Genomic DNA, 26,854 nt, shown 5'->3' with positions numbered 1-26,854 from the left:
GCCCGTGAGGCTTGACCATATAACACCCAAGCAATTTGTATGCTCCAAGCCAAAGGCGAAAGAGACCAGATTGCGGTGTGTGAAGACGAAACGAACCGAAAGTTCGAGAGACTCGACAGCAACACACAAACTATCGCATACCCATTCGCTGGAACGTGACCGCAAGGCACGCGCTGGCTACCGAATTTCTTGACGACCATAGAGCATTGGAACCACCTGATCCCATCCCGAACTCAGAAGTGAAACGATGCATCGCCGATGGTAGTGTGGGGTTTCCCCATGTGAGAGTAGGTCATCGTCAAGATTAAATTCCGAAACCCCTATCTGCTGATGCAGGTAGGGGTTTTGTTTTGCCCGCAAGAAAGTTCTTACGACAAGCGCGGACTGCTCCCGGCTGTCACAACCCCCCGACAGTGCTAAGGTTCTGCCCCTAGCTTTTGCATTTTCAAGGAATGCCTTTCATGCCGGACGCAACGTCCCTCAGCCCAGCTTTCATGGTGGTTCACGGGAATCGCCTTGATGAATTGCGCAGCCTCGTGATCAGCTTGATGCGGCGCTATCCGCTGGCCCCCCTTGAAAATGAAATCGCCCTGGTACAGAGCAACGGCATTGCCCAATGGCTCAAGCTCGCACTGGCTGAAGACCCGGAAAACGATGATTCCGGTGGCTGCGGTATTGCGGCTGCCATTGATGTGCAACTGCCGGGCAGTTTCATGTGGCAACTTTATCGAACAGTCCTTGGACGCGACGAAATTCCGGCCAAGTCCCTATTGGACAAGGCTCCGCTGACCTGGCGCCTGATGCGCCTGCTGCCGCAGTTGATCGAGCAGCCTCATTTCGAACCTCTGCGACGATTCCTTACCCACGACACCGACTTGCGCAAGCGCTATCAACTGTCCGAGCGTCTTGCCGATCTGTTCGACCAGTACCAGGTCTACCGGGCCGACTGGCTTGAGGATTGGGCGGAAGGTCGACACCAGACCAGAAATGTCCGAGGCGAAATCAAGTCGCTCGCGCCGGCGAATTGCTGGCAAGCGGAACTGTGGCGAGCCTTGTTGCTGGATGTGGGGGAACAAGGCATGGCGCAAAGCCGTGCTGGCGTTCATCAGCGCTACATCGAACGTATCAATAGCCTGGAAGCCGCTCCGAAAGGCCTGCCCGCACGGGTCATCGTGTTTGGTATTTCTTCGTTGCCTGCCCAGGTCCTGGAGGCGCTCGCCGGTCTTTCCCGGTTCAGCCAGGTTCTGCTCTGCGTGCATAACCCGTGTCGCCATCATTGGGCGGACATCGTCGCCGACAAGGACTTGCTGCGTCATCAATACAAGCGCCAGGCACGCAAGGCTGGCATGCCCGTCGTCCTCGATCCGCAAACCCTGCATCAACATGCCCATCCGTTATTGGCTGCCTGGGGCAAGCAAGGGCGCGACTATATCAACCTGCTCGACAGCTACGATGACCCCAACAGCTATCGCTCGGTGTTTCGTGATGGGCGAATTGACCTGTTCACCGATGGAACCCCTACAACCCTTCTCAGTCAGTTGCAGGATGACATCCTGGAGCTGCGCCCCCTGAATGAAACCCGGGAACACTGGCCTATCGTCGATACGGAGCGAGACGGCTCGATCCGTTTTCATGTGGCCCACGGCGCCCAGCGTGAAGTCGAAATTCTTCACGACCAATTGCTGGCCTACTTCAGTGCGGATCCGACCTTGCGCCCAAGGGATATCATCGTCATGGTCCCGGACATTGACAGTTATGCACCACACATTCGCGCAGTGTTCGGCCAGCTCGACAGGAGCGACCCGCGGTTCATTCCCTTCACGCTGACCGACCAGGGCCAGCGTGGACGTGATCCATTGCTGATCGCCGTCGAGCATTTGCTCAAGCTGCCGGACAGTCGCTTTCCGGTCAGCGAAATCCTCGATCTGTTGGATGTCCCGGCGTTGCGCGAACGGTTTGGCATTGATGAGGCCGACCTGCCGACACTGCACCGCTGGATCGAAGGCGCCGGGATTCGCTGGGGGATGAGCGCCGAACACCGTGCCGGGTTGGGCCTGCCTGCCGAGCTTGAGCAGAACAGCTGGCATTTCGGCTTGCGTCGCATGTTGCTGGGGTATGCCGTCGGCAGTTCGAATGCGTATGAGGGCATTGAGCCCTATGACGAGATCGGTGGCCTGGACGCGGCGTTGATCGGTCCCTTGGTTGCATTGCTGGATGCCCTGGAAGTCGCCCATCAGGAACTTACCCGGCCGGCATCGCCGCAGCAATGGGGTTCACGCCTGCAAGATCTGATGCAGCTGTTTTTCCAGGCAAGCAACGAGCATGACGACTATTTGCTGGCCCAACTCGAAGACTTGCGTGAAACCTGGCTGGAAACCTGTGAGTCGGTGGGGCTGCACGATGAATTGCCGCTGACGGTGGTACGAGAGGCGTGGTTGGCCGGACTGGATCAGGGGCGACTGTCCCAGCGTTTCCTGGCCGGCGCAGTCAACTTCTGTACCTTGATGCCGATGCGCGCGATTCCCTTCAAGCTGGTGTGCCTGCTGGGAATGAATGATGGTGATTACCCGAGAGCCCAGCCGCCTTTGGACTTCGACCTGATGGGGGGCGATTATCGTCCGGGCGATCGTTCCCGCCGTGAGGACGACCGTTACCTGCTGTTGGAAGCGCTGCTTTCTGCCCGGGAAAAGCTGTATATCAGTTGGGTGGGTCGCAGTATTCGCGACAACAGCGAGCGCCCGGCATCGGTGTTGATCGGCCAACTGCGCGATCATCTCGCCAGTGGCTGGCGGTTGGCAGATGACAGCAAGCCTCTTCTCGATGCCCTGACCCAGGAGCATCCGTTGCAACCGTTCAGTGCACGTTATTTCCATGAAGGTGACGAGCTGTTCAGTTACGCCAGCGAATGGCGGATGCTCCATGGCGTTTGCGATCACACCGACAAGAACCAGGTGCTGGAACCCTATGTCCAGGAGGAGCCCTTGGGCCTTGGGCAGTTGCAGGACTTCCTGCGCAATCCTGTCCGCCATTTCTTCAGTCAGCGGTTGAAAGTGTTCTTCGAGGCCATCGAAGCGCCTTTGGCCGATGACGAACCTTTCGTGCTTGATGCGCTGCAACGCTACAGCTTGAGTGACAGCTTGCTCGAGGCCGCCCTGGTACGCCTGGACCAGCCGGATCTTGCCCTCACCGCTCACGCCAAAAGACTGCAGAACAGCGGCCTGTTACCCATGGCCGGTTTCGGTGAATGCATGCAGCGTGAATTGATCGAACCCCTGCCGGATCTGCTCCAGCGATACCAACAGCTTCTGGCGTTATGGCCGACACCGTCGGTCAGCGCTGTGCCAGTCAGCCTGCAATTGCTGGGAGTGAATGTCGAAGGGTGGCTCAGTGGTTTGCATCAGCGTTCCGACGGTGCGGTCCTCGCCATCACGGCCATACCCAACAGCATCGGTTCCACCAAGACCCGTAAGTGGCATCGCCTGATACGGCCTTGGGTCAACCATCTCGTGGCCTGCGCTAATGGCCTGTCGTTGACGACGGCATTGGTAGCCAGTGATGACAGCTTGCTGCTGGCGCCTTTTGAGGAGCCTGTCGCACAAAGGCTACTGGGCGACATGCTGCAGGCCTGGCAGACCGGTATGCGCCAGCCGCTACCGATCGCGGTGAAGACGGCTTTCGCATGGCTCGGCCAGACTGATCCGGTCAAGGCCGAAGCGGCGGCTCGCAAAGCCTATGAGGGCGATGGGCAGACGTTTGAAGGCGAGCGGCGGGAAAGTCCGGCATTGGCTCGACAGTTTCCTGATTTCGATGCCTTGATGGCTGACGAAACATTCCCCGATTGGTGCGATGCGCTTTATCGGCCGTTGCTCGAAGCCCCATGGCGTTCATTGGTCGGCGAGGAAGCCCGTTCATGAGTCGACAGACCCCATTGGCCCTGGCTTTTCCGCTACGTGGCAGCCAACTGATCGAGGCCAGCGCCGGCACCGGCAAGACCTTCACCATCTCGGCGCTGTACCTGCGTCTGGTGCTGGGGCATGGCGGTCCGGCGTCCGGCTTTGGCCGCGAGTTGCTTCCACCGCAAATCCTGGTGGTGACCTTCACGGACGCTGCCACCAAAGAGTTGCGTGAACGAATTCGCACCCGTCTGGCCGAAGCGGCGCGTTTCTTCCGTGACGAAATTCCCGCCCCGGATTCGCTGATCGCCGCGTTGCGCGATGAGTTCAACGCTGAGCAATGGCCTGGCTGCGCGAACGGGCTGGACATTGCTGCGCAGTGGATGGACGAAGCGGCCGTCTCGACCATCCACAGTTGGTCCCAGCGCATGTTGCGTGAGCATGCCTTCGACAGCGGCAGCCTGTTCACCCAGACCCTGGAAACCGACCACAGCGAATTGCTGGGCGAGGTTCTGCGCGATTATTGGCGGTTGTTCTGCTATTCGATGCAAGGCGAGGCGCTGAACTGGGTGCGTACCCATTGGGGAGGGCCTGCTGCGCTGTTGCCGCGGGTGCGAGGTCTGTTTTCCAGCGAGCATGGCGACGGCGACGGGCTTGAGCCTGCTGAACTCATCGCCGCGGCCTTGCAGGAGCGCAGTGCCGCCTTGCTCGATCTCAAGGCGCCGTGGCGGCAATGGGCGGTGGAACTGTTGGAGATCTGCCAGCAAGGCGTTGCCAGCAAGTCTGTCGACGGGCGCAAGATGCAGGCGCGTTACTTCGAGCCATGGTTTCAGAAAATTACTGCCTGGGTCGATGACGAAAGCCTTGAGCTGTTGGACATCGGCACCGGATTCACGCGGTTGACGCCCGAGGGCATGGCCGAAGCCTGGAAAGGTGAAGTGCCCAACCATCCCGGGCTGGACGCCATGGCCAGTCTCAAGGCCAGCCTGGATGCGTTGCCCACGCCAGATGCCGCCGTGTTGCAGCATGCCGCGCAATGGGTCGGGACGCGCTTCGAGGCAGAGAAACGTCGCCGCGCCGAGATGGGCTTCGATGACATGCTGCTGCGTCTCGATGCGGCCCTGCAGGCCGACGGCGGCGAGCGTCTGGCGAGCCTGATCCGCGAACAGTTTCCGGTGGCGCTGATCGATGAGTTCCAGGACACCGACCCGGTTCAATACCGCATCTTCGAAAGCATCTACCGTATCGAAGACAACGACCCTGGGACCGGACTTTTCCTGATCGGCGATCCGAAGCAGGCGATCTACGCTTTTCGCGGTGCCGACATCTATACCTACCTGCGCGCTCGCGAAGCCACTGCTGGCAGGCTGCACACGCTGGGCACGAATTTCCGTTCCAGCCATGCCATGGTGGGTGCGGTAAATCATATTTTCCAGAATGCCGAGTCCCGCCCGAAGGGCCGTGGCGCCTTTCTGTTCCGCGAACCTTCGGGCGAGAACCCGGTGCCGTTCCTGTCCGTTGAGTCCCAGGGGCGCAAGGAGTCCTTGCAGGTCGTTGGGCAGGCGGTCGCGGCGCTGAACATCTGGCACCTGTCGTCGGACCAGCCACTTTCCGGTGCGGTGTATCGACAATCCATGGCGGCCGCCTGCGCCAGTGAGATCACGGCGTTGCTCAACGGCGGCCAGTCGGGACGCGACGGCTTCACGGTCGATGGAAAAGCGCTGCGAGGCGTGCGCCCGGCAGATATCGCCATCCTGGTGCGCGATGGTAAAGAAGCGCAGGCGGTGCGAGACGCGTTGTCCGCGCGGGGCGTGCGCAGTGTGTATCTGTCCGACAAGGATTCGGTCTTTGCCTCGCAGGAAGCGCGGGATTTGCTGATCTGGCTCAGGGCCTGTGCCGAGCCGGATGCCGAGCGACCGCTACGGGCGGCCCTGGCCAGCATCACGTTGAACCTGTCGCTGACGGAGCTGGAGCGTCTCAATCAGGATGAGCTGGCCTGGGAAGCCCGGGTCATGCAGTTCCGCGGTTATCGTACGGTCTGGCGCAGCCAGGGCGTTCTGCCGATGTTGCGGCGCCTGCTGCATGATTTCGAACTGCCCCAGGCCTTGATGGCGCGCAGCGATGGCGAGCGGGTGCTGACCAACTTGTTGCACCTTTGCGAACTGTTGCAACAGGCCGCCGGTGAATTGGATGGTGAACAAGCCTTGATCCGGCATTTGTCCGAGCACCTGGCCTTGTCCGGGCAAGTGGGGGAAGAGCAGATCCTGCGACTGGAAAGCGATGAGCAACTGGTCAAGGTGGTCACGATCCACAAGTCCAAGGGCCTCGAATATCCGTTGGTCTTCTTGCCCTTCATCTGCTCGACGAAACCGGTGGATGGCAGTCGATTGCCGTTGCACTACCACGATGAGGCCAACAAGGCGCAGATCAGCCTCAAGCCCACTGCCGAATTGATCGCCAAGGCCGATGACGAGCGTCTGGCCGAGGACCTGCGGCTTCTCTACGTGGCACTGACCCGTGCACAACATGCCTGCTGGCTAGGTGTCGCGGATCTCAAGCGGGGCAGCAACAATCGTTCGATCCTCCATGTGTCCGCGCTGGGGTATCTATTGGGCGGTGGTGCACCGCTGGCCGAGTCGGTGGAATTGAGGCGTTGGCTGGAAGACCTGCAACAAGGCAGTGACGCGGTGAGCTACCAGCCAATGCCCGAGGCCACCGACGAGCACTACCGGCCCCCGCGCAACGAAGCCGTGTTGCTTGAACCCTTGGTGCCCTTGCGAAAAGCCAGCGAGAACTGGTGGATCGCGTCCTACAGTGCCTTGCGCATCAGCGAAAGCCTGAGCGAAGGCAGCGATACCGCGCCAGAGAGTCCCCAGGCCCAGAAACTGTTCGACGATGAACGATTGGACCCGGACGCTCCCAGGGAGACCCTTGCTGTCGGTGGCGACATCCACCGCTTTCCCCGTGGCCCCAACCCCGGCACTTTCCTCCATGGCCTGCTGGAGTGGGCCGCTGGGGAGGGTTTTTCATCGGCACCAGCGGATATCGAGGATGCCATTGCCCGACGCTGCAATCGCCGAGGCTGGAAAGGCTGGATCACCACGTTGAGCGATTGGCTGCGGCACCTGATCAAGATGCCCATGCACGTCGGAAACGACCAGGCGCCAGTGGTGCTCGAACACTTGAGCCGATTCCAGGTGGAGATGGAGTTCTGGTTCGCCAGCCACAAGGTCGATGTGCAAAAGCTCGACCAGCTGGTTTGCCGGTTCACCCATGGCGGTGTGGCCCGCGTCGCGGCGGAGCCGGTGCTGCTTAACGGCATGTTCAAGGGCTTCATCGATTTGACGTTCGAGCACGACGGTCGGTACTACGTGGCCGATTACAAATCCAACTGGCTGGGTGTCGATGACATGGCCTACACCGTACCGGCCATGGAACAGTCGATCCTGGACCATCGCTACGACCTGCAATACGTGCTGTACCTGTTGGCCCTGCATCGCCAGCTCAAGGCACGGCTCCCCGATTACGACTACGACCGGCATGTCGGCGGCGCGTTGTACCTGTTCCTTCGCGGAACCCGCTCAGCCAGTCAGGGTGTGTATTTCACCAAGCCGCCACGGGCATTGATCGAACAACTGGATCGCCTGTTCCAGGGGGCGAGCGAACCCAAGGCTGAACCGGCGTGGGTACAGGGAGAGTTGCTATGAGTCGTTCTTTTGCCGACCTGCTGCCCAAGTCCTCCGACGACGAAAGCCTGGTGGAGTTGGCGCCCTTGAGCCGTGCGCAGGACCTGCTGTTGTTACTGACGCGCTGGGTCGAGCGCGGCTGGTTGCGCGCCCTGGACAAGGCATTCGTGGCGTTCCTCCATGAGCTGGCGCCCGACGATGATCCTTTGGTCCTGCTCGCTGCTGCGTTGACCAGCCATCAACTGGGGCACGGGCATGTTTGCCTGGATGTGTTCGAGACCCTCAAGGAACCGGATTTTGCGCTGTCGCTGCCTCCCGAGGGTGACCTGCAGACGGGCGCGATGCTGTTGCCATCGCAAATATTGGCGACGCTGGATGGCGTCCATTGGTGCAAGGCCCTGGCGTCCAGTCGTCTGGTGGCCCTGGCCGTGGATGGGAGCGAAGAGGCGCAGCAACGTCCGTTGGTGCTCTCTGGCAAGCGTCTTTATCTGCGCCGCTACTGGGGTTACGAACGGCGGATCGATGAAGCGTTGCGTCAACGGCTTATCGAGCATGAAGCGGCGCCCGGCGACCTGCGCGAGCGTTTGGACGGGTTGTTCGGGCCGGCCAACCCCAGCGGCCCGATCGATTGGCAGAAACTGGCCTGCGCGCTGGCGACCCGCGGGGCCTTCAGCATCGTGACCGGCGGCCCGGGCACCGGCAAGACCACGACCGTTGTACGCCTGCTGGCCCTGCTCCAGGCACCGGCCGTCGAGGCCGGGAAGCCGCTGCGGATTCGCCTGGCCGCGCCCACTGGCAAGGCGGCGGCGCGCCTGACCGAATCCATCAGCCAGCAGGTCCGGACCCTGGATGTGGACGAGGCTGTGCGCGAACGGATTCCCTGCGACGTCACGACAGTCCATCGTTTGTTGGGCAGCCGCCCCGGCACCCGGCATTTTCGCCACCATGCAGGCAATCGCTTGCCACTGGATGTGCTGGTGGTCGATGAAGCGTCGATGATTGACCTGGAGATGATGGCCAATCTGCTGGATGCACTGCCGGTCCATGCACGGTTGGTGTTGTTGGGGGACAAGGACCAGTTGGCCTCTGTAGAAGCCGGTGCGGTGCTGGGGGATTTGTGTCGAGACGCCGAGGAGGGGTGGTACAGCCCCCGGACCCGAGCCTGGCTTGAATCGGTCAGTGGTGAAAGCCTGGCGGCCAGTGACCTGCAACAGGACCTCGACGGCACTCATCCGCTGGCACAGCAAGTGGTCATGCTTCGGCATTCCCGGCGCTTCGGCGAAGGCAGCGGGATCGGTCAACTGGCTCGCTGGGTCAACCAGCAGCAGCCTGAAAAAGCCCGTCAGTTGCTGGAGCAAGGGCAGCATGCCGATCTGTCGTCCCTGAAATTGGCGAGTGAACACGATACAAAATTGGAAAAGCTGTTACTCGACGGCAAGCCAGATGGCCCCCAGGGTTATCGACATTACCTGAGCCTGCTAAGGCAGCGACGCCCGAGCATTTCTCGCCCGCTGGAAGACCGTTGCTGGGCCGATTGGGCCCGGGAAGTCCTGGCGGCCTTCGACGAATTCCAATTGCTTTGCGCGGTGCGCAAAGGTCCGTGGGGTGTCGAAGGACTGAACTTGCGAATCACCGCCGCCTTGCTCAAGGCCCGCCTTATCGATAGCGATCACCAGTGGTACGAAGGGCGCCCGGTGCTGATGACCCGCAACGACTATGGGCTGGGGCTGATGAACGGCGATATCGGTATCGCCCTCAAGCTGCCCGAGCGTGATGGCCCCGATGCCGGCAAACAGGTTCTGCGGGTTGCTTTCCCGCGCAACGACGGCCGGGGCGGTGTGCGTTTCGTCCTGCCCAGCCGCCTGAATGATGTGGAAACCGTGTATGCCATGACGGTGCATAAATCCCAGGGCTCGGAATTCACCCATACCGCGTTGATCCTCCCGGATGCGCTGAACCCGGTATTGACCAAGGAGTTGGTGTACACCGCCATTACCCGGGGCAAGCAATGGTTCAGCCTGATTGAGCCACGAGCGGGGGTGTTCGAGGAGGCGGTGCGGCGCAAGGTCAAGCGTTTGAGCGGGCTCATGTTGGAGTTGGAGGGTGATGACTGAATGATCAGATTTCGTGATTCGATGCCGGAGTCACGATTTTGACTGTTTTCTGTCAGATATGTCCGTAGGGCGCCGGCTCGCTGGCTTTTTGGCACTGTGCTATCGTTCCGACACTTATCGTATGGCTAAGAGATTTTCCATGAAAGTGGCGGTTCGGGAGGCGGTGCGCAGCAAGGACTGGAGGCATTATCTGCTTGCCGGTCTTCTGTGGTTGCTGTCGCCTATGGTACTTGCCGAAGTCCCGCCCTCCACGAGCCGGGCTGAACAGCGGGCCGAATCGGTCACCCAAGTCGTCTTGGGCATTCTCAGCTACGCACGCTGGCCAGTGGAGCCTGCGCAGTTGCAACTGTGCATCGTCGGCCCGACTCAATACACCGACGATCTGGTCAAAGGCACCACCCAGGCCACCGGTCGACCGGTGACCGTACAGCGATTGCTGGCCGATCACCCCAACATCGCTACGGATTGCAACGCCGTCTACATCGGCAGGCTGACCAGCGACGAGCGCACCCGCCTGTTTGATTCCCTGATCGGCAAGCCCGTGTTGAGCATCAGCGAAGGCGGCGACCAGTGCACCGTGGGGAGCCTGTTCTGTCTGCGGGTCGGTGATGAGCAGGTATCGTTCGAGGTCAACCTCGACTCGGTCGCGCGCAGTGGCGTGCGTATCCATCCGAGCGTTCTGCAGCTTTCCCGTCGCAGGCCGGCAGTACCATGAGCCTGACCAAATCGCGGATCCGTCCCACCCTGGGCTCGGTCATCGGGCGCGGCCACCTGATTGTCGCGTTGGTGGCGATCACCATGGCCAGCGTTTCCCTGACGTTGCTGGGTGTGCTTGCCTTGCGGGTCTACGCCGATCACAACCTGCATCTGATCGCCCGTTCGATCAACTACACCGTGGAAGCCGCCGTGGTGTTCGATGACTCGGCTGCGGCCACCGAAGCACTGGCCTTGATCGCTTCCACCGAGGAAGTCGCCGATGCTCAGGTGTTCAATAAACATGGCCGCCTGTTGGCGCGCTGGCAGCGACCGGAAACCGGCCTGTTGTCGGGGCTGGAAGTGCACATTGCCAAGGCGTTTTTGGAAAAGCCCATCAGTCTGCCGATCGTTCACCAAGGGCGGAACATCGGCAGCATTCTATTGGCAGGGCATGGCGGCAGCTTGTTGCGCTTTTTGCTCAGCGGTCTGGCGGGGATCATTTTGTGCACGGCGGTGAGTGCCTGGGTGGCGCTTTATCTGGCGCGACGTCAGTTGCGGGCGATCACCGGACCATTGCGCAGCCTGGCCGAAGTGGCCCACGCGGCACGCAGCGAGCGGGCCCTGGATCGGCGCGTGCCGCCGGCCGCCATCGCCGAACTGGATAATCTGGCCAATGACTTCAATGCACTGCTCGACGAACTGGAGTCCTGGCAGACTCACCTGCAAAGCGAAAACGAAACTCTGGCACACCAGGCCAGCCACGACAGCTTGACCGGCTTGCCGAACCGGGCGTTTTTCGAGGGCCGACTGATCCGCGCCTTGCGCAACGCCAGCAAGCTCAACGAGCAAGTGGCCGTGTTGTACCTGGACAGCGATCGATTCAAGGGCATCAACGACAATTTCGGCCACGCTGCCGGTGACGCGGTGCTGACGGCCGTGGCGACCCGGGTCCGGGCACAGTTGCGTGAAGACGACTTGGTCGCGCGCCTGGGAGGTGATGAATTCGCCGTGCTGCTGGCACCCCTGCACAAGGCCGAGGACGCCGAACGGATCGCTGAAAAAATCATCGCCAGCATGGAAATGCCGATTCAGTTGCCCGGCAATGCTTCCGTGCTGACGTCCCTCAGTATCGGCATTGCCGTTTACCCCGATGATGGTGCCACACCGGGCACCCTACTCCACGCCGCCGATGCGGCGATGTACCAAGCCAAACGCCTTGCCCGAGGCGGTCAACATACGGCGGGGTCGGATCACTCCGTCGCTGATCTTCAAACCAGGAGCTGACTCGTGCGTTCATATCCTCAATTTTCCCTGCGCTGGTTCGCGGCGCTTTTCTTGCTCGTCATGGCGCTGAGCGGTTGCCAGACGGCTCCGCCGAAAGGTCTGACCCCGGCGCAAATTGCCGTACTCAAGCACCAAGGCTTCGAATTGACCGAAGATGGCTGGGCCTTTGGTTTGTCGGGTAAGGTGTTGTTCGGCAGCGATGTGGAAAACCTCAACCCGGCCAGTACCGAAATCGTCGAGCGCATCGGCAAGGCGTTGCTGGAGGCGGGCATCGAGCGGGTACGTGTCGATGGTCATACCGACGCATCGGGTTCCCAGGCCTACAACGAACAACTGTCGATGCGCCGGGCCGCCAGCGTGGGCAAGGTGCTGACAAGCGTTGGCATGCGCGAAGAGAACGTCCAACTGCGCGGCCTGGGCAGCAGCAAACCGGTCGCCTCCAACGACACCGCCAGCGGCCGCACCGAAAACCGCCGTGTCGCCATCGTGGTCATCGCCGACTAGTCGGCGAACACCATCTCCCGGCTGTCGCCCATCAGCAGTGGCTGATTCAATTCAGTCACCTCGCGAATGTAATCCCACAACAACGTAATCCTCTTCAGCTTCCTCAAGTCCTCCCGGCAGTACATCCAGAATTGCCGGGTGACGGTGATGTCCTCCGGCAGCACCGGCAATAGCCGTGGGTCCTGGGCGGCGAGGAAGCAGGGCAGGATTGCCAGTGAGCGGCCTTGCTGCGCTGCCACGAATTGCGCAATCACGCTGGTGCTGCGCAGGTGGGCGTTGGCGCCGGGCAGGACGTTGGCCAGGTAGAGCAATTCGGAGCTGAACGCCAGGTCATCCACGTAGCTGATGAACGAGTGCTTGCCCAGGTCTGCCGGGCGCTGGATGGGTGGGTGGTTGTCCAGGTAGGACTGGGTGGCGTAGAGCTGCAGTCGGTAGTCGCACAGTTTGCAGCATACATAAGGGCCGTGTTCGGGGCGTTCGAGGGCGATGACGATGTCGGCTTCGCGCTTGGAGAGACTGATGAAGTGTGGCAGCGGGAGGATGTCTACCGAAATGGCCGGGTAGGCGTCGACGAAGTGGCTCAGTTGCGGGGTGATGAAGAAGCTGCCGAAGCCTTCGGTGCAGCCCATGCGCACGTGGCCGGACAGTGCGACGCCAGAGCCTGAGACCTGTTCGCAGGCCATGTGCAGGGTGCTTTCGATCGATTCGGCGTAACCCAGCAGGCGCTGGCCTTCGGCCGTCAGGACAAAACCGTTGGTCCGGGATTTCTCGAACAGCAGCGTGCCCAACGAGGCTTCCAGCGAGCTGATGCGTCGCGACACCGTGGTGTAGTCGACGGCCAGGCGCTTGGCGGCCGTGCTGGCCTTGCGGGTGCGGGCCACTTCGAGGAAGAACTTGAGGTCGTCCCAATTCAGCGACCCCAGGGAGGTGATGTTTTTTTGCATGATGGACCGGTTTTTATGTGCGTTCTTATTAGAAGTTTGCACATCTATACTCCAAAAACAGTCTCATCACCATGCGTGCTCATGCACCTTGGTCTTTGCTGAAGCAGCGCTCTCTATAAGAACAATCCCGGAGGCCAGCATGAACGTTTCCCTTACGCCCAGCGACACCACCCTGCAAACCGTCAGACTGCTGATCGATGGCGAGTGGGTCGAATCCCAATCCAGCGAATGGCACGACATCGTCAACCCAGCCACCCAGCAAGTGTTGGCAAAGGTTCCGTTCGCCACGGCCTCGGAAGTCGATGCTGCCATCGCCGCTGCCCAGCGTGCTTTCCAGACCTGGAAACTGACCCCCATCGGCGCGCGGATGCGCATCATGCTCAAGCTCCAGGCGTTGATCCGCGAGCATTCAAAGCGCATCGCCGCGGTGCTCAGCGCCGAACAGGGCAAGACCATCGCTGACGCCGAGGGTGATATTTTCCGCGGCCTGGAAGTGGTCGAGCACGCCTGTTCCATCGGCACCCTGCAGATGGGCGAGTTCGCCGAGAACGTCGCCGGAGGCGTGGACACCTACACGCTGCGCCAGCCGATCGGGGTGTGTGCGGGTATTACACCGTTCAACTTCCCGGCGATGATTCCGCTGTGGATGTTCCCGATGGCCATCGCCTGCGGCAACACCTTTGTGCTCAAGCCATCGGAACAGGATCCGCTGTCGACCATGCTGTTGGTGGAACTGGCCATCGAGGCCGGCGTCCCGGCGGGTGTGCTCAACGTGGTGCACGGCGGCAAGGATGTGGTGGATGCGCTCTGCACCCACAAGGACATCAAGGCGGTTTCCTTCGTCGGTTCGACGGCGGTCGGCACCCACGTGTATGACCTGGCGGGTCGCCACGGCAAGCGCGTGCAGTCGATGATGGGCGCCAAGAACCACGCGGTGGTATTGCCCGATGCCAATCGTGAGCAGGCCCTCAACGCCTTGGTCGGCGCCGGTTTCGGCGCGGCGGGCCAGCGTTGCATGGCCACTTCCGTGGTGGTGCTGGTGGGCGCGGCCAAGCAGTGGTTGCCAGAGCTCAAGGCCCTGGCACAGAAACTCAAGGTCAATGCCGGCAGCGAGCCGGGCACTGACGTCGGCCCGGTGATTTCCAAGCGCGCCAAGGCACGGATCCTCGAATTGATCGAGAGTGGCGTGCAGCAAGGGGCGAAGCTGGAGCTCGATGGGCGTGGGATCAGCGTGCCGGGTTTCGAGCAGGGCAATTTTGTCGGCCCGACCCTGTTTTCCGGCGTGACCACCGAGATGCGCATCTACACCGAGGAAATCTTCGGCCCGGTGCTGGTGGTGCTGGAAGTCGACACCCTGGATCAGGCGATTGCCCTGGTCAACGCCAACCCATTCGGCAATGGCACCGGCCTGTTCACCCAGAGCGGCTCGGCGGCACGCAAATTCCAGAGCGAAATCGACGTCGGCCAGGTGGGCATCAACATCCCGATCCCGGTGCCGGTGCCGTTCTTCAGCTTCACCGGTTCCCGTGGTTCGAAACTCGGCGACCTCGGCCCGTACGGCAAACAAGTGGTGCAGTTCTACACTCAGACCAAGACCGTGACCGCGCGCTGGTTCGATGATGACAGCGTCAATGACGGTGTGAACACCACCATCAATTTGCGTTAAGGAGCCGGACATGAACATCGCATTTATCGGCCTGGGCAACATGGGCGCCCCCATGGCGCGCAACCTGCTCAAGGCTGGCCATTCGCTGAACCTGTTCGACCTGAACCAGACGGTGCTGGCTGAACTGGCGGCATTGGGCGGCACGATCAGTGCCTCGCCTCGCGACGCGGCCCAGGGCGCTGCTCTGGTGATCACCATGCTGCCGGCCGCCGCCCATGTGCGCAGTGTCTGGCTGGGTGAAGACGGCGTGCTGGCTGGTATCGCTGCCGGCACGCCAGCGGTGGATTGCAGCACCATCGATCCACAAACCGCCCGCGACGTGGCGGCTGCCGCGGCGAAACAAGGGGTGGCGATGGCCGATGCGCCGGTCTCGGGTGGTACCGGTGGTGCGGCGGCGGGTACGTTGACTTTCATGGTCGGTGCCTCGGCCGAGTTGTTCGCCACCTTGCAACCGGTGCTGGCGCAAATGGGCCGTAACATCGTGCACTGTGGCGAAGTCGGCACCGGGCAGATTGCCAAGATCTGCAACAACCTGCTGCTGGGGATTTCCATGGTGGGCGTCAGCGAAGCCATGGCGCTGGGCGATGCCTTGGGGATCGACACCCAGGTGTTGGCCGGCATCATCAACAGTTCAACGGGGCGTTGCTGGAGTTCGGACACTTACAATCCGTGGCCGGGCGTGATCGACACGGCACCGGCGTCCCGTGGCTATACGGGTGGCTTTGGCGCCGACCTGATGCTCAAGGACCTTGGCCTGGCGACCGAAGCGGCGCGGCAGGTCCATCAGCCGGTGGTGCTGGGGGCGGTGGCGCAGCAGTTGTATCAGGCGATGAGCCAGCGGGGCGAGGGCGGCAAGGATTTTTCGGCGATTGTTAATAGCTATCGCAAGCCGCAGTAGGGGCTGGTTTCAAAGCTTTTGTGGCGAGGGAGCTTGCTCCCGCTGAGGTGCGCAGCACCTCTTGAAACGCGGCTGCTGCGCAGCCGAGCGGGAGCAAGCTCCCTCGCCACAGGTGGTCTCTCGGTTTTTTGTTTCAGGCAAAGACGAAATATTTGCGCACGGTCTCGACCACTTCCCACGTGCCTTTCATGCCCGGCTCGATGACGAAGATGTCACCAGCGCGCAGATGGATCGGCTCCATGCCCTCTGGGGTGATGATGCAGTAGCCTTCCTGGAAATGGCAGTACTCCCACTTCACGTATTCCACATACCATTTGCCGGGTGTGCAGATCCAGGTGCCCATGATCTTGCTGCCGTCTTCGCTGGTGTAGGCGTTGAGGTTGACGGTGTGCGGGTCGCCTTCGAGTTTTTCCCATTTGCAGGCATCGAGTACGGGCAGCGGATGGGTGTCGCGCAGGACGGTGATGGGTGCGGTCATGTGAGCTCCGAAAGGGGCGGAAGAGAACAGGCACCCTAACGTGCGGCATGAGCGGGTAGATGTCTGTGGTCGACATCGGGCTATCCAGAAGCGCGCATCAATCGGCCAGATGCCGAGCCAGGGCCGTGGCGTAGGCCGGCAAACCGTCGAAGTTGCGGGCGCACAGCAGCAACGCCCGGTGCGCCCAGGCTTCTTGCAGCGGGATGCATTGATACGATGGCTCGGGTGGGCGCCGGTCGATGGCAGCCTTCGGCACGATGGCAATGCCTGCACCATGGGCCACCATACGAATCAGCCCGTCGAAACCATCGGCGCGAATGCGGACTTGCATACGTGAGCCGATGTGCAGGGCCTGCTCTTCCAGGTGAATCGCCAGGGCACTGGAGGCGTTCAGGCCGACATAATCGTGGCTGAGGGTTTCGCTGAAACGTACGGCGCGACCGTCAGCCAGAGGGTGTCCGGTCGGTAGGATCAATACCAGCGGATCGTCGCGAAAAGGCCAGGTTTGAAGACCCTCGGTGTCCACTGCGTCGGAAACGATACCGAGGTCTGCCGCGCCTTGGCGCAGCGCATGGGTGATCCGTGAGCTGGGCAATTCCTGCAGGTCAATGTCGAGGTTGGGATGGGCCTGGAGAAAATCGGCCAGCAGCTCGGGCAGGTATTCGGTCATGGCGCTGGTGTTGCACAGCAGCCGCACCCGGCCTTTGATGCCTTTGGCGTATTCGGCCAGGTCCTGTTGCAGGCGTTCGGCCTGTTGCAGCAGGATTCGGGCGTGCTCGGCCAGGGCTTTGCCTGCGGGAGTGGGCGTTACCCCACGCCGTCCGCGCTCAAGCAGGTCGATGCCCAGGGACGCTTCCATGGCCCGGACCCGCGCACTGGCCGCGGCCAGGGACAAATGGCTGCGAGCCGCACCGGCGGTGATGTTGCCGGTGTCGAGGATGTTCAGGTAGAGACGCAGGTCGGTGAGGTCGAAGTGCATGGGCGGGGATCCTGTCTCAAGTGCTGTGGCGCCTGGTTTATCGTCATCGCGAGCATCAGCGAATTCACAGCCTCTTGCGGAAAGAGAGGCACCCTCAGTATATGGCAGATTTCCAAGCCATGTTCCGGGGCGCACGATACCCCTATGAACACACTCATCGCTTTCTATCAAAATCTCGGTCTGGCCCTTTCCCTGCTGGTCATCGGCACCTTCCTACTGGCCGGCACCATCAAGGGCGTGATCGGCCTCGGCCTGCCGACCATCGCCATGGGCTTGCTTGGGCTGGCTATGGCTCCGACGCAGGCTGCGGCGCTGCTCATCATCCCGGCGACCCTGACCAATTTCTGGCAATTGGCATTTGGTGGTCATCTGCAAGCCCTGCTCCGCCGCCTGTGGCCGCTACTGTTGACGATTTTCATCGGCACCGGGCTTGGTACGCTGTGGCTCGGTATGACGGGTGGGGCCTGGGTGGTGCGGGCCTTGGGTGGGGCGCTGGTGCTGTATGCGCTGAGCGGGCTGTTGCTGCCAACGCTGCGGGTCGGCGCCCATGTCGAGCCGTGGATCGCCCCGCTTTGTGGGTTGCTGACCGGCCTCATCACGTCCGCCACCGGTGTGTTCGTCATTCCGGCGGTGCCCTATCTGCAAGCGTTGGGCTTGAGCAAGGATGAACTGGTGCAAGCCCTGGGCCTGTCTTTCACCGTTTCTACCCTGGCCCTGGCCGCCGGCCTGGTGTGGCGCGGCGCACTGGGCGGGGGCGAATTGAGCGCTTCGTTGCTGGCGTTGGCACCGGCGCTGCTGGGGATGTGGCTGGGGCAATGGTTGCGTCAGCGGATCAGCGCCGTGTTGTTCAAACGGGTATTTTTCATTGGCCTCGGCGCGCTCGGCGGCCACTTGATGATCAACGGCTAGCCGAGGACGTACTCAGCATGTCGATGCGGCGGATTTCGAAGTCGCGCTCCAGGTAATCCATGCGCTGCTCGAAGAACTGCTTCATGTGTGGCAGGTTCGAGTGCACATCCAGGTGCGCCTGGGAGGCCCAGATCTCATAGAAGATAAACAGCGTCGGGTCTTGCTGGTCCCGCAACATGTGATATCCGATGCAGCCGGGCTCGGCGCGGCTTGGCTCGACATAGGCGCGAAACAGCGCTTCGAAGGCCTCGGCTTTTTCCGGACGGGTCTTGGCGTGAAGGATGAAACCGTGCAATTCGCTCATCAGGTGCCTCCTGAAATGAAAGTCGGCTGAATCCTATGGCAATAATCGGCTGTTGATTCGTGCGTTTTGGTCAAATCAGTTTTGCCGTGCCGGTGCTTATTCCGCGCGAGGCTCATCGGTACGCTGCCGCCATCGTTTTCAACCGTTCCATCCGGCGGCCATGCAGTGGCCCGTGCCGTGGAACCCGATGAGGCTCTCCATGAAAAAAGTCCTGTTGCTCAACGGCGGCAAACAATTCGCTCATTCCGACGGTCGCTACAACGCCACCCTCCACGACACGGCGGTCAGTGTGTTGGACCGTGGCGGTCTTGATGTGAAAACCACCTTCATCGACGGCGGCTACGACATCGAGGAGGAAGTCGCCAAGTTCCTTTGGGCCGACGTGATCGTTTACCAGATGCCGGGTTGGTGGATGGGCGCGCCGTGGACCGTCAAGAAATACATCGACGAAGTCTTCACAGAAGGCCACGGCAGCCTCTACGCCAGCGACGGCCGGACCCGTTCCGATGCGTCGCAGAAATACGGCAGCGGTGGCCTGTTGCAAGGCAAGCAATACATGTTGTCCTTGACCTGGAATGCCCCGCAGCAAGCCTTCGACGATCCGACTGATTTCTTCGAAGCCACGGGCGTGGACGCGGTGTACTTTCCATTCCACAAAGCCAACCAGTTCCTGGGCATGACCGGCCTGCCGACCTTCCTGTGCGTGGACGTGATGAAACGTCCGAACGTCGAGGCCGATGTCGCGCGGTATGAGCAGCATTTGCGCGAGGTGTTCGGCCTTTCGCGGTAATCCGGCTAGTATCGGGACCTACCTGAAGACGATGATGCATCTGTGGCAAGGCATCTTATGTGGCGAGGGAGCTTGCTCCCGCTGAGGTGCGGAGCGCCTCTTCAAGAAGGCGGCCGCTGCGCAGCCGAGCGGGAGCAAGCTCCCTCGCCACAAAAGCCTGTCACATTGAGTTGCATCCCATGAGAGGACACCCGTGAAAGCCAGATCCGACGAATTGCAGATTTTCGTCTGCGTGATCGAATGCGGATCGATCTCTGCCGCCGCCGAGCAGGTCGGGCAGACGCCGTCGGCGGTCAGCCGCACGTTGTCGCGGCTGGAGGCAAAGCTCGACACCACGCTGATCAACCGCACCACCCGACGCATGGACCTGACCGAGGAGGGCAAGTACTTCTTCGAACAGGCCAAGGGCATCCTCGATCAGATGGATCAGTTGGAGGAGCGTTTGTCGTCCCGTCAGAAAAATCCTGCAGGGCGCTTACGGATCAACGCTGCGTCGCCGTTCATGCTGCACGCCATCGTCCCGCACATCGAAGAATTCCGCCGGCTCTACCCGGACATCCAGCTAGAACTCAACAGCAACGACCTGATCATCGATTTGCTGGAGCAAAGCACCGACATCGCCATCCGCATAGGCACCCTCACGGACTCGACCCTTCATGCCCGCGCCCTGGGCTGTAGCCCGTTGCACATCCTGGCCAGCCCCGCTTATCTGAAGCAGCACGGCACGCCGTCAAGCGTCGCCGAGCTGGCCGGTCACGCGCTGCTGGGGTTTGCCCAGAACGAGGGCCTCAACCAGTGGCCGCTGCGTCACGTACACGGTGATCGTTGGCCGATCCAGCCAGCCATCAGCGCGTCCAGCGGCGAGACTGTGCGGCACCTGGCGCTGCAAGGGCAGGGCATCGCCTGCCTGTCAGACTTCATGACCCGCGAAGACATCCAGGCCGGTCGGCTGAAGGTGCTGCTGGCCGATGCCAACAGCGGGTATCGCCAGCCGATCAATGCCGTGTACTACCGCAACTCGCAACTGGCCTTGCGGATCCAGTGCTTCCTGGACTTCATCCAGGGCAAGCTCGCCGACTACGCCTCGCGGGAATTCAAGGGCTGATTCGTGACTTCAAGGCAAGAGTGATTTGGGCAATGTGGACTGTTTCGCCAAGGATCGGTCCCCGATACTCGTCCCATCACTGATCTGCCAAGGAGTTCTTTCATGAACGTATTCGTCACTGGCGCTGCCGGTTTCATCGGCGGCTCCATCGCCACCGGCCTGGCCCGCGCCGGGCATCACGTCACCGGTCTGGTGCGCAGCGCCGAACAGGCGAGCGAGCTGACTGCACTGGGTATCAAGCCGGTCATCGGCACCCTCGAAGACAGCGCGCTGCTCAGCGAACAGGCACGTGCCGCCGACGCGGTGATCAATGCCGCCAGCAGCGATCATCGCGGTGCGGTAGAGGCCTTGATCGAAGGACTCAAGGGGTCGAACAAAGTGTTGCTGCACACCAGCGGTTCGAGCATCGTCGGCGATGCTTCGGGCGGTCGTTCCAGCGAGGCCATCTTCTACGAAGACAACCTGCCGCCCCCCACCGCCGACAAGGCCGCCCGTGTCGCTATCGATAATCTGGTCCTGGACGCGGCGAAACACGGCGTGAACTCGGCGGTGATCTGCAACACCTTGATCTACGGCCACAGCCTGGGGGTCAAGCGTGACAGCGTGCAGTTGCCACGGCTGCTCAAGCAGGCCCGTAAAAGCGGGGTGGTGCGGCATGTCGGGCCTGGGCAGAACATCTGGTCCAACGTGCACATCGAAGACGTGGTCGAGTTGTACAAACTGGCCCTGACCCGCAACCAGCCAGGCACGTTCTACTTCGTCGAAAGCGGCGAAGCTTCGTTCATCGACATGACCACCGCCATGGCCCGAGCGCTGAACCTGGGCGAACCGCAGGACTGGCCGTTGGCCGATGCCGAAGCCGAGTGGGGCTACGAAATGGCCAACTATGGCCTGGGTTCCAACAGCCGGGTGCGGGGCAAGAACGCCCATGAGCTGCTGGGTTGGACGCCGAAGCGAACGTCGGTGGTGGAGTGGGTTCTTGATGAGATGGTGTGAGTGACGCCGGTAGTGCCAGCAGAATAAGCCCCCTTGTGGGAGCAAGCAGGCTCGCTCCCACAGGTTTTTGTTGCGTGTTGCTTCAGTCGTGCTGCACGCCCGCGCGCTTGAGCATTTGCTTGCAACGCTCGGACAGGTGGAACACACGCAAGTGCTTGCCGGCTTTGCTGTAGCGCTCGCGCAAGGTCTTGAGTGCGGCGACGGCCGAGTAGTCGACGAAGCGCAAGTGGCGGCAATCGAGGGTCACCAGGGCCGGGTCGTTGGCCGGGTCGAACTGGTTGAGAAACGGTGTCGTCGAGGCGAAGAACAGCGTGCCGTGCAAGCGATAGAGTTTGCTGCCGTCGGCTTCCTGATGCGTGTCGGCGTACAGCTCCCGCGCCTGTTGCCAGGCGAAGTTGAGCGCCGCGATGATGATCCCGCAGAGCACAGCCACGGCCAGGTCGGTGAATACCGTGATGACGGTCACCGCGATGATCACCAACACATCATTCTTCGGCACCTTGTTGATCACCCGCAGCGAGGCCCAGGCGAAGGTCTGCTGCGCAACTACGAACATCACGCCCACCAGCGCAGCCAGCGGGATGCGCTCGATCAACGGCGACAGGAACAACACGAACAGCAACACCATCACCCCGGCCACCACGCCCGATAGCCGTCCGCGTCCACCCGAGCTGAGGTTGATTACCGTCTGGCCGATCATGGCGCAGCCGCCCATGCCGCCGAACAGCCCGGAGGCGATGTTGGCGGCGCCCAGCGCCACGCATTCACGGTCCGGATAACCGCGGCTCTGGGTGATTTCGTCGGTGAGGTTCAGGGTCAGCAGGGTTTCCAGCAAACCGACCATCGCCATGATCACCGCGTAGGGCACGACGATCTGCAGGGTCTCCAGGTTCCAGGGAAGATCGGGCCAGGCGAAGGCAGGCAAGCTGCCGGCGATATGGGCCATGTCGCCCAGCGTTCGGGTGGGCAGGCCGAGCAGGTAGACCGCCAGGCCGACACCGAGGATCGCCACCAGGGCCGGCGGCACGCTGCGGGTCAGGCGTGGTAGCAGGTAGACAATGGCCATGGTCAGCGCCACCAGGCCGGCCATCAGATACAGCGGATCGCCGCTGAGCCAGGTTTCACCCTGCTTGAAATGCTCCAGTTGGGCCAGCGCAATGACAATCGCCAGGCCGTTGACGAAGCCGAGCATCACCGGGTGCGGGACCATGCGCACCAGTTTGCCCAGCCGCAACAGCCCGAAGGCCATCATGATCAGCCCGCCCAACAGCACGGTGGCCAACAGGTATTGCACGCCGTGTTGCACCACCAGCGCGATGATCACCACCGCCATCGAACCCGCCGCGCCCGACACCATGCCTGGCCGTCCGCCGAACAGGGCGGTCAGCGTGCAGATGATGAACGCGCCGTAGAGCCCCATCAGCGGATTGAGGTGGGCTACCAGGGCGAAGGCGATGCATTCGGGAAGCAAGGCGAAAGACGTGGTGAGGCCGGCGAGGGCGTCGGCGCGAAGACGTGCTGGTTTCATGATTTACCTGACTGGGCCCCGGTTGAGCATCGGCTACCGGGGCGTGATGCAAAAACAGCTGCGGATGGTACGGAATTGAGGGCGGGGCGGCCAGCCGTTGGTCATTGTGTTGATGAAGTTGGGGCTGCTGCGCAGCCCAGCGGGAGCAAGCTCCCTCGCCACAAAGGCAATGAAAGTCTTGCGCTGAATTTTCATCAGTGCCGTGTCGCGATGTCCCTCAGCGACATTTCTTGTCTGTGTACGAAAATTACTTTCAGTGGGTTTGAAGATTCTCCGTCGAAATGATTTATGAGTTTCACAACACATCGACGTGACCCCATTCGAGGAGTAACGCATGGCCCCTGCTTTCGGTTATTGGCTATTGGTCTACGCGGCCATCGCGATCATTGCGCTGATCGTGCTGATCGCCCGTTATCGGCTCAATCCGTTCATTGTGATTACCCTGGTGTCCATTGGCCTGGCACTGCTGGCCGGGATGCCGCCCTCGGGTGTGGTGGGGGCGTACGAGGCGGGTGTCGGCAAGACGCTGGGGCACATCGCGCTGGTGGTGGCACTGGGCACGATGCTCGGCAAGATGATGGCCGAGTCCGGCGGGGCCGAGCGGATGGCGCAGACGCTGATTGAACGCTTCGGCGAGCGCAACGCCCACTGGGCGATGGTGTGCATTGCCTTCCTGGTCGGGCTGCCGTTGTTCTTCGAGGTCGGGTTCGTGTTGCTGGTGCCCATCGCGTTCACCATCGCACGGCGCGTGGGCTTGTCGATCCTGATGGTGGGGTTGCCGATGGTCGCCGGGCTTTCGGTGGTCCACGCACTTGTCCCTCCGCACCCGGCGGCGATGCTGGCGGTGCAGGCGTTCCAGGCCTCGGTGGGGCAGACGTTGTTGTACGCGATCCTGATTGGCATCCCCACCGCGATCATCGCCGGTCCCCTGTACGCCAAATTCATCGTGCCACGCATCCAGCTGCCGGCTGAAAACCCGTTGGAGCGGCAATTTCTCGACCGCGAGCCCCGCGCGAACCTGCCGGGTTTCGGCGTGACCCTGGGGACTGTCCTGCTGCCAGTGATCCTGATGCTGATCGGCGGCTGGGCCAACCTGATCTCCACGCCGGGAAGCGGTTTCAACCAGTTTTTGCTGTTCATCGGCAACTCGGTGATCGCCTTGTTGCTGGCGACCGTCCTGAGCTTCTGGACCCTCGGCCTGGCCCAGGGTTTCAACCGCGAGTCGATCCTCAAGTTCACCAACGAATGCCTGGCACCGACGGCCAGCATCACCTTATTGGTGGGTGCTGGCGGTGGTTTGAACCGGATCCTGGTGGACGCCGGGGTCACCCAGCAGATTGTCGGCCTGGCCCAGGAATTCCAGTTGTCGCCATTGGTCATGGGCTGGTTGTTCGCTGCCCTGATGCGCGTCGCCACTGGCTCGGCCACTGTGGCGATGACCACGGCCTCAGGCATCGTCGCGCCCGTGGCGATCGGCCTGGGTTATCCCCATCCCGAATTGCTGGTGCTGGCCACCGGAGCGGGGTCGGTTATCTTTTCCCACGTCAACGACGGCGGCTTCTGGCTGATCAAGGAATACTTCAATATGACCGTTGCCCAAACCTTCAAGACCTGGACCGTGCTCGAAACGCTGATTTCCGTGGTCGCGTTCGGCCTGACCCTCGGTCTTTCGCGCTTGCTCTGAGCGCACCGTAACTCCACAGGAGGCGCCATGGACATCCTTTACCAGATCCGCTCCCGCCAGGATTCCTTCAGCGCCGGCGAAGGCAGAATCGCCCGGCTGATGCTCGACGACGTAGGATTTGCCGCTTCCGCCAGCCTGGATGAACTGGCCCTGCGCGCCGAAGTCAGCAGCGCCACACTGTCGCGCTTCGCCCGCACCGTCGGTTGCCGCGATCTTCGCGACCTGCGCTTGCAACTGGCCCAGGCCAGCGGTGTCGGCAGCCGCTTTCTCGACCCGGCCGGAGCGCCTGAGCAGTCGGCGTTTTATGGACAGATCGTCGGCGACATCGAGGCGACCCTGCGTCAGCATCTGTCGGCGTTCGAAGAATCACGGTTCAGCGATGCCGTGCGGATGATCGGCAAGGCGCGGATGGTTCATGCATTCGGTCTCGGTGGCTGGTCGGCGTTGTGCGGTGAAGAGTTGCAGGTACGGCTAGTGCGTTTCGGATACCCGATTGCCGCCTGCCGCGATCCGGTGATGATGCGCATCACCGCCACTTCGTTGAGTGCAGAACACCTGGTCATCGCCTGCTCGCTCACCGGTATCACCCCGGAATTGCTCGGTGCGGTGGAGCTGGCCCGCAGTTACGGCGCGCCGATCCTGGCCATCACCCGAGCCGACTCGCCCCTCGCCCGACTGGCCGATGTGGTACTGCCCCTGCAAGGCGCCGAGACCTCGTTCATCTACAAACCCACGGCGGCGCGCTACGGCATGCTGCTGGCCATCGACGTGCTCGCCACCGAGCTGGCGTTGGCTCACCCTGAAGACAATCAAGAGCGCCTGCGGCGGGTCAAGCTCGCCCTGGACGATTACCGCGGCGGCGATGATCACTTGCCGTTGGGAGACTGACATGCAGTACGACACCCTTATTCGCAACGCGCTGGTCATTGATGGCCGCGATACCCCGGGCTACAACGCCGACGTAGGGATTCGCGCCGGGCGCATCGAGCGCATCGGCAACCTGGACGATGCCCGGGCGATTGAAGAAATCGACGCCGCTGGCCGTGTGCTGGCGCCGGGCTTCATCGATGTGCACACTCACGACGACACTGTGATCATCCGCCAACCGCAGATGCTGCCCAAGCTTAGCCAAGGGGTGACCACGGTGATCGTCGGCAATTGCGGCATCAGCGCTGCACCGGTCAGCCTGCGGGGCGATCCGCCGGATCCGATGAACCTGCTCGGCACCGCCCAGGCGTTCGCCTACCCACGCTTCGCCGATTATCGGACGGCGGTGGAGGCCGCTACGCCCGCCGTCAACGTCGCCGCATTGGTGGGCCACACCGCCCTGCGCAGCAACCACATGGAGGATTTGTTACGCACCGCCAGCGTGGGAGAAATCGCGGCCATGCGTGGGCAACTGCGCGAAAGCCTGGAGGCCGGTGCGCTCGGCCTGTCCACCGGCCTGGCCTATGCCAATGCGTTTTCGGCGTCCACCGATGAAGTCATGCAACTGAGCGAAGAATTGCAGGCCTTCGGCGCGATCTACACCACCCACCTGCGCAGTGAATTCGAACCGGTGCTCGAGGCCATGGACGAGGCGTTCCAGATTGGCCGTCACGCCCAGAGCCCAGTGATTATTTCCCACCTCAAGTGCGCGGGCGCTGGTAACTGGGGACGCAGTCCGCAGGTGCTGGCGGCGCTAGAAAATGCGGCCAAAACCCATCCGGTCGGCTGCGACTGCTATCCCTACGCGGCGAGTTCCTCGACCCTGGATCTCAAGCAAGTGACCGACGCCCATCGCATCACCATCACCTGGTCGACACCCCACCCGGGCATGGGCGGTCGCGACCTCGCCGATATTGCCCACGAATGGGACGTCTCGCTGCTGGACGCCGCACGTCGTCTGCAACCGGCTGGGGCGGTGTACTACGGCATGGACGAAGGCGACGTAAGACGAATTCTCGCCCATCCGCTGTCCATGGTGGGTTCCGACGGTTTGCCCGAAGACCCGTTCCCCCATCCACGCTTGTGGGGCGCTTTCCCACGGGTGCTGGGACATTTCAGTCGTGACGTCGGGCTTTTTCCGTTGCACACCGCCGTGCACAAAATGACCGGTCTGTCGGCGGCGCGCTTCGGCCTGAAGGAACGTGGCGAAATTCGTGAAGGACACTGGGCGGACCTGGTGTTGTTCAACCCGCAAACCATTCGCGACGTGGCTGATTTCAACGCGCCGCAACGGCCTGCCGAAGGCATCGACGGGGTGTGGGTCAACGGTGTCCTGAGTTATGGCGAGGGGCGGGCGAATGGGCGCAGAGCAGGTCGGTTTCTGGCGCGCGAAGGCGATCTGCGCCAGGGATTCAGCCAATTGGATCGCGCCTGAGGACGGGGCTGGACGGCTGAATTTGTTTTAATTG

20 protein-coding genes and 1 rRNA gene are annotated in these 26,854 nt (G+C 61.8%); 16 read left to right on the top strand and 5 right to left on the bottom strand.

The window, feature by feature from the left end; translation table 11 throughout:
• Window positions 1-188: 188 nt before the first annotated feature.
• The 7 genes from rrf to BLO97_RS17175 all read left to right on the top strand — a co-directional run bounded on the left by rrf (window position 189) and on the right by BLO97_RS17175 (window position 12,177).
• Window positions 189-304 (top strand): 5S ribosomal RNA (rrf, locus tag BLO97_RS17205).
• Between the two features lie 157 nt (window positions 305-461).
• Entirely contained in the window at window positions 462-3,914 is a 3,453-nt protein-coding gene (gene recC, locus BLO97_RS17200) for an exodeoxyribonuclease V subunit gamma (RefSeq protein WP_092347007.1), read from the top strand.
• A complete protein-coding gene (gene recB / locus BLO97_RS17195; protein ID WP_092347004.1) occupies window positions 3,911-7,600 on the top strand; it encodes an exodeoxyribonuclease V subunit beta in 3,690 nt (1,229 codons plus the stop codon). The genes recC and recB overlap by 4 nt, the downstream gene beginning before the upstream one ends.
• Window positions 7,597-9,693: an exodeoxyribonuclease V subunit alpha gene (gene recD / locus BLO97_RS17190; RefSeq protein WP_092146253.1), complete on the top strand. Its 2,097-nt coding sequence runs from the start codon at window positions 7,597-7,599 to the stop codon at window positions 9,691-9,693. The genes recB and recD overlap by 4 nt, the downstream gene beginning before the upstream one ends.
• Before the next feature lie 139 nt (window positions 9,694-9,832).
• Window positions 9,833-10,408, top strand: a complete 576-nt coding sequence (locus tag BLO97_RS17185) for a regulatory sequestration protein YfiR (RefSeq protein ID WP_092347001.1) — start codon at window positions 9,833-9,835, stop codon at window positions 10,406-10,408.
• Window positions 10,405-11,673, top strand: a complete 1,269-nt coding sequence (locus tag BLO97_RS17180) for a diguanylate cyclase DgcN/YfiN (RefSeq protein ID WP_092146249.1) — start codon at window positions 10,405-10,407, stop codon at window positions 11,671-11,673. The genes BLO97_RS17185 and BLO97_RS17180 overlap by 4 nt, the downstream gene beginning before the upstream one ends.
• Before the next feature lie 60 nt (window positions 11,674-11,733).
• The gene (locus tag BLO97_RS17175; protein ID WP_219737879.1) at window positions 11,734-12,177 is read left to right on the top strand and encodes an outer membrane lipoprotein YfiB; all 444 of its coding nucleotides are present in this window, start codon (window positions 11,734-11,736) and stop codon (window positions 12,175-12,177) included.
• On the opposite strand, the gene BLO97_RS17170 is transcribed toward BLO97_RS17175, so the two are convergent.
• Window positions 12,174-13,121, bottom strand: a complete 948-nt coding sequence (locus BLO97_RS17170; protein ID WP_092346998.1) for a LysR family transcriptional regulator — start codon at window positions 13,119-13,121, stop codon at window positions 12,174-12,176. The genes BLO97_RS17175 and BLO97_RS17170 overlap by 4 nt on opposite strands.
• Window positions 13,122-13,260: 139 nt before the next feature.
• Between BLO97_RS17170 and BLO97_RS17165 the strand changes: the two genes are divergently transcribed.
• Together BLO97_RS17165 and mmsB are read left to right on the top strand one after the other, a co-directional pair.
• Window positions 13,261-14,787, top strand: a complete 1,527-nt coding sequence (locus BLO97_RS17165) for a CoA-acylating methylmalonate-semialdehyde dehydrogenase (RefSeq protein WP_092346995.1) — start codon at window positions 13,261-13,263, stop codon at window positions 14,785-14,787.
• A gap of 10 nt (window positions 14,788-14,797) precedes the next feature.
• Window positions 14,798-15,685 (top strand): 3-hydroxyisobutyrate dehydrogenase, encoded by an 888-nt coding sequence (mmsB, locus tag BLO97_RS17160; RefSeq protein WP_092146243.1) that lies wholly within the window; start codon window positions 14,798-14,800, stop codon window positions 15,683-15,685.
• 133 nt (window positions 15,686-15,818) lie between these two features.
• On the opposite strand, the gene BLO97_RS17155 is transcribed toward mmsB, so the two are convergent.
• Window positions 15,819-16,163: a cupin domain-containing protein gene (locus BLO97_RS17155; protein ID WP_024781087.1), complete on the bottom strand. Its 345-nt coding sequence runs from the start codon at window positions 16,161-16,163 to the stop codon at window positions 15,819-15,821.
• 97 nt (window positions 16,164-16,260) lie between these two features.
• Complete coding sequence (locus BLO97_RS17150) at window positions 16,261-17,142, bottom strand: LysR substrate-binding domain-containing protein (RefSeq protein WP_063323065.1); 882 nt, start codon at window positions 17,140-17,142, stop codon at window positions 16,261-16,263.
• 144 nt (window positions 17,143-17,286) lie between these two features.
• Here BLO97_RS17150 and BLO97_RS17145 point away from each other — a divergent pair, with 144 nt between their 5' ends.
• The gene (locus BLO97_RS17145) at window positions 17,287-18,051 is read left to right on the top strand and encodes a sulfite exporter TauE/SafE family protein (RefSeq protein WP_092224431.1); all 765 of its coding nucleotides are present in this window, start codon (window positions 17,287-17,289) and stop codon (window positions 18,049-18,051) included.
• Here BLO97_RS17145 and BLO97_RS17140 read toward each other — a convergent pair.
• A complete protein-coding gene (locus tag BLO97_RS17140; RefSeq protein WP_092346991.1) occupies window positions 18,041-18,355 on the bottom strand; it encodes a putative quinol monooxygenase in 315 nt (104 codons plus the stop codon). The two genes, BLO97_RS17145 and BLO97_RS17140, sit on opposite strands and share 11 nt — an antisense overlap.
• 199 nt (window positions 18,356-18,554) lie before the next feature.
• On the opposite strand from BLO97_RS17140, the gene BLO97_RS17135 reads away from it, so the two are divergent.
• From BLO97_RS17135 to BLO97_RS17125, 3 genes are all read left to right on the top strand, one after another.
• A complete protein-coding gene (locus tag BLO97_RS17135; protein ID WP_092346988.1) occupies window positions 18,555-19,145 on the top strand; it encodes an NADPH:quinone oxidoreductase MdaB in 591 nt (196 codons plus the stop codon).
• Window positions 19,146-19,338: 193 nt separating this feature from the next.
• Window positions 19,339-20,250 (top strand): LysR family transcriptional regulator, encoded by a 912-nt coding sequence (locus BLO97_RS17130; protein ID WP_063323061.1) that lies wholly within the window; start codon window positions 19,339-19,341, stop codon window positions 20,248-20,250.
• A 102-nt stretch (window positions 20,251-20,352) separates the two neighbouring features.
• On the top strand, window positions 20,353-21,246 hold the full coding sequence (locus BLO97_RS17125) for an NAD-dependent epimerase/dehydratase family protein (RefSeq protein ID WP_092346985.1): 894 nt from the start codon (window positions 20,353-20,355) through the stop codon (window positions 21,244-21,246).
• A gap of 82 nt (window positions 21,247-21,328) precedes the next feature.
• Here BLO97_RS17125 and BLO97_RS17120 read toward each other — a convergent pair whose 3' ends face one another.
• The gene (locus tag BLO97_RS17120) at window positions 21,329-22,774 is read right to left on the bottom strand and encodes a SulP family inorganic anion transporter (protein ID WP_063323059.1); all 1,446 of its coding nucleotides are present in this window, start codon (window positions 22,772-22,774) and stop codon (window positions 21,329-21,331) included.
• Between the two features lie 334 nt (window positions 22,775-23,108).
• On the opposite strand from BLO97_RS17120, the gene BLO97_RS17115 reads away from it, so the two are divergent.
• Genes BLO97_RS17115 through BLO97_RS17105 form a run of 3 tightly spaced genes read left to right on the top strand, consistent with a single transcriptional unit; the run spans window position 23,109 to window position 26,820 of the window.
• Window positions 23,109-24,458, top strand: coding sequence for a GntT/GntP/DsdX family permease (locus tag BLO97_RS17115; protein ID WP_092346982.1), 1,350 nt, complete (start codon window positions 23,109-23,111; stop codon window positions 24,456-24,458).
• Between the two features lie 27 nt (window positions 24,459-24,485).
• Window positions 24,486-25,346 (top strand): MurR/RpiR family transcriptional regulator, encoded by an 861-nt coding sequence (locus BLO97_RS17110; RefSeq protein WP_092146237.1) that lies wholly within the window; start codon window positions 24,486-24,488, stop codon window positions 25,344-25,346.
• Window position 25,347: 1 nt separating this feature from the next.
• Window positions 25,348-26,820 (top strand): N-acyl-D-amino-acid deacylase family protein, encoded by a 1,473-nt coding sequence (locus BLO97_RS17105; RefSeq protein ID WP_092346979.1) that lies wholly within the window; start codon window positions 25,348-25,350, stop codon window positions 26,818-26,820.
• Window positions 26,821-26,854: the final 34 nt, after the last annotated feature.

The sequence above is a fragment of the Pseudomonas sp. NFACC05-1 genome, assembly GCF_900100135.1.
GTDB classification, from domain to species: Bacteria; Pseudomonadota; Gammaproteobacteria; order Pseudomonadales; family Pseudomonadaceae; genus Aquipseudomonas; species Aquipseudomonas fluorescens_Q.
This window is presented reverse-complemented; position numbering and strand designations above follow the sequence as displayed.

What these genes read in the sequence shown, in the direction of transcription:
- BLO97_RS17120 (WP_063323059.1), bottom strand. Translation starts at nt 22,774, where the DNA reads ATGAAACCAGCACGTCTTCGCGCCGACGCCCTCGCCGGCCTCACCACG.
- recC (WP_092347007.1), top strand. Translation starts at nt 462, where the DNA reads ATGCCGGACGCAACGTCCCTCAGCCCAGCTTTCATGGTGGTTCACGGG.
- BLO97_RS17180 (WP_092146249.1), top strand. Translation starts at nt 10,405, where the DNA reads ATGAGCCTGACCAAATCGCGGATCCGTCCCACCCTGGGCTCGGTCATC.
- BLO97_RS17125 (WP_092346985.1), top strand. Translation starts at nt 20,353, where the DNA reads ATGAACGTATTCGTCACTGGCGCTGCCGGTTTCATCGGCGGCTCCATC.
- BLO97_RS17115 (WP_092346982.1), top strand. Translation starts at nt 23,109, where the DNA reads ATGGCCCCTGCTTTCGGTTATTGGCTATTGGTCTACGCGGCCATCGCG.
- recD (WP_092146253.1), top strand. Translation starts at nt 7,597, where the DNA reads ATGAGTCGTTCTTTTGCCGACCTGCTGCCCAAGTCCTCCGACGACGAA.
- BLO97_RS17135 (WP_092346988.1), top strand. Translation starts at nt 18,555, where the DNA reads ATGAAAAAAGTCCTGTTGCTCAACGGCGGCAAACAATTCGCTCATTCC.
- BLO97_RS17105 (WP_092346979.1), top strand. Translation starts at nt 25,348, where the DNA reads ATGCAGTACGACACCCTTATTCGCAACGCGCTGGTCATTGATGGCCGC.
- BLO97_RS17140 (WP_092346991.1), bottom strand. Translation starts at nt 18,355, where the DNA reads ATGAGCGAATTGCACGGTTTCATCCTTCACGCCAAGACCCGTCCGGAA.
- BLO97_RS17175 (WP_219737879.1), top strand. Translation starts at nt 11,734, where the DNA reads ATGGCGCTGAGCGGTTGCCAGACGGCTCCGCCGAAAGGTCTGACCCCG.
- BLO97_RS17155 (WP_024781087.1), bottom strand. Translation starts at nt 16,163, where the DNA reads ATGACCGCACCCATCACCGTCCTGCGCGACACCCATCCGCTGCCCGTA.
- mmsB (WP_092146243.1), top strand. Translation starts at nt 14,798, where the DNA reads ATGAACATCGCATTTATCGGCCTGGGCAACATGGGCGCCCCCATGGCG.
- BLO97_RS17150 (WP_063323065.1), bottom strand. Translation starts at nt 17,142, where the DNA reads ATGCACTTCGACCTCACCGACCTGCGTCTCTACCTGAACATCCTCGAC.
- BLO97_RS17145 (WP_092224431.1), top strand. Translation starts at nt 17,287, where the DNA reads ATGAACACACTCATCGCTTTCTATCAAAATCTCGGTCTGGCCCTTTCC.
- BLO97_RS17165 (WP_092346995.1), top strand. Translation starts at nt 13,261, where the DNA reads ATGAACGTTTCCCTTACGCCCAGCGACACCACCCTGCAAACCGTCAGA.
- BLO97_RS17170 (WP_092346998.1), bottom strand. Translation starts at nt 13,121, where the DNA reads ATGCAAAAAAACATCACCTCCCTGGGGTCGCTGAATTGGGACGACCTC.
- BLO97_RS17110 (WP_092146237.1), top strand. Translation starts at nt 24,486, where the DNA reads ATGGACATCCTTTACCAGATCCGCTCCCGCCAGGATTCCTTCAGCGCC.
- BLO97_RS17185 (WP_092347001.1), top strand. Translation starts at nt 9,833, where the DNA reads ATGAAAGTGGCGGTTCGGGAGGCGGTGCGCAGCAAGGACTGGAGGCAT.
- recB (WP_092347004.1), top strand. Translation starts at nt 3,911, where the DNA reads ATGAGTCGACAGACCCCATTGGCCCTGGCTTTTCCGCTACGTGGCAGC.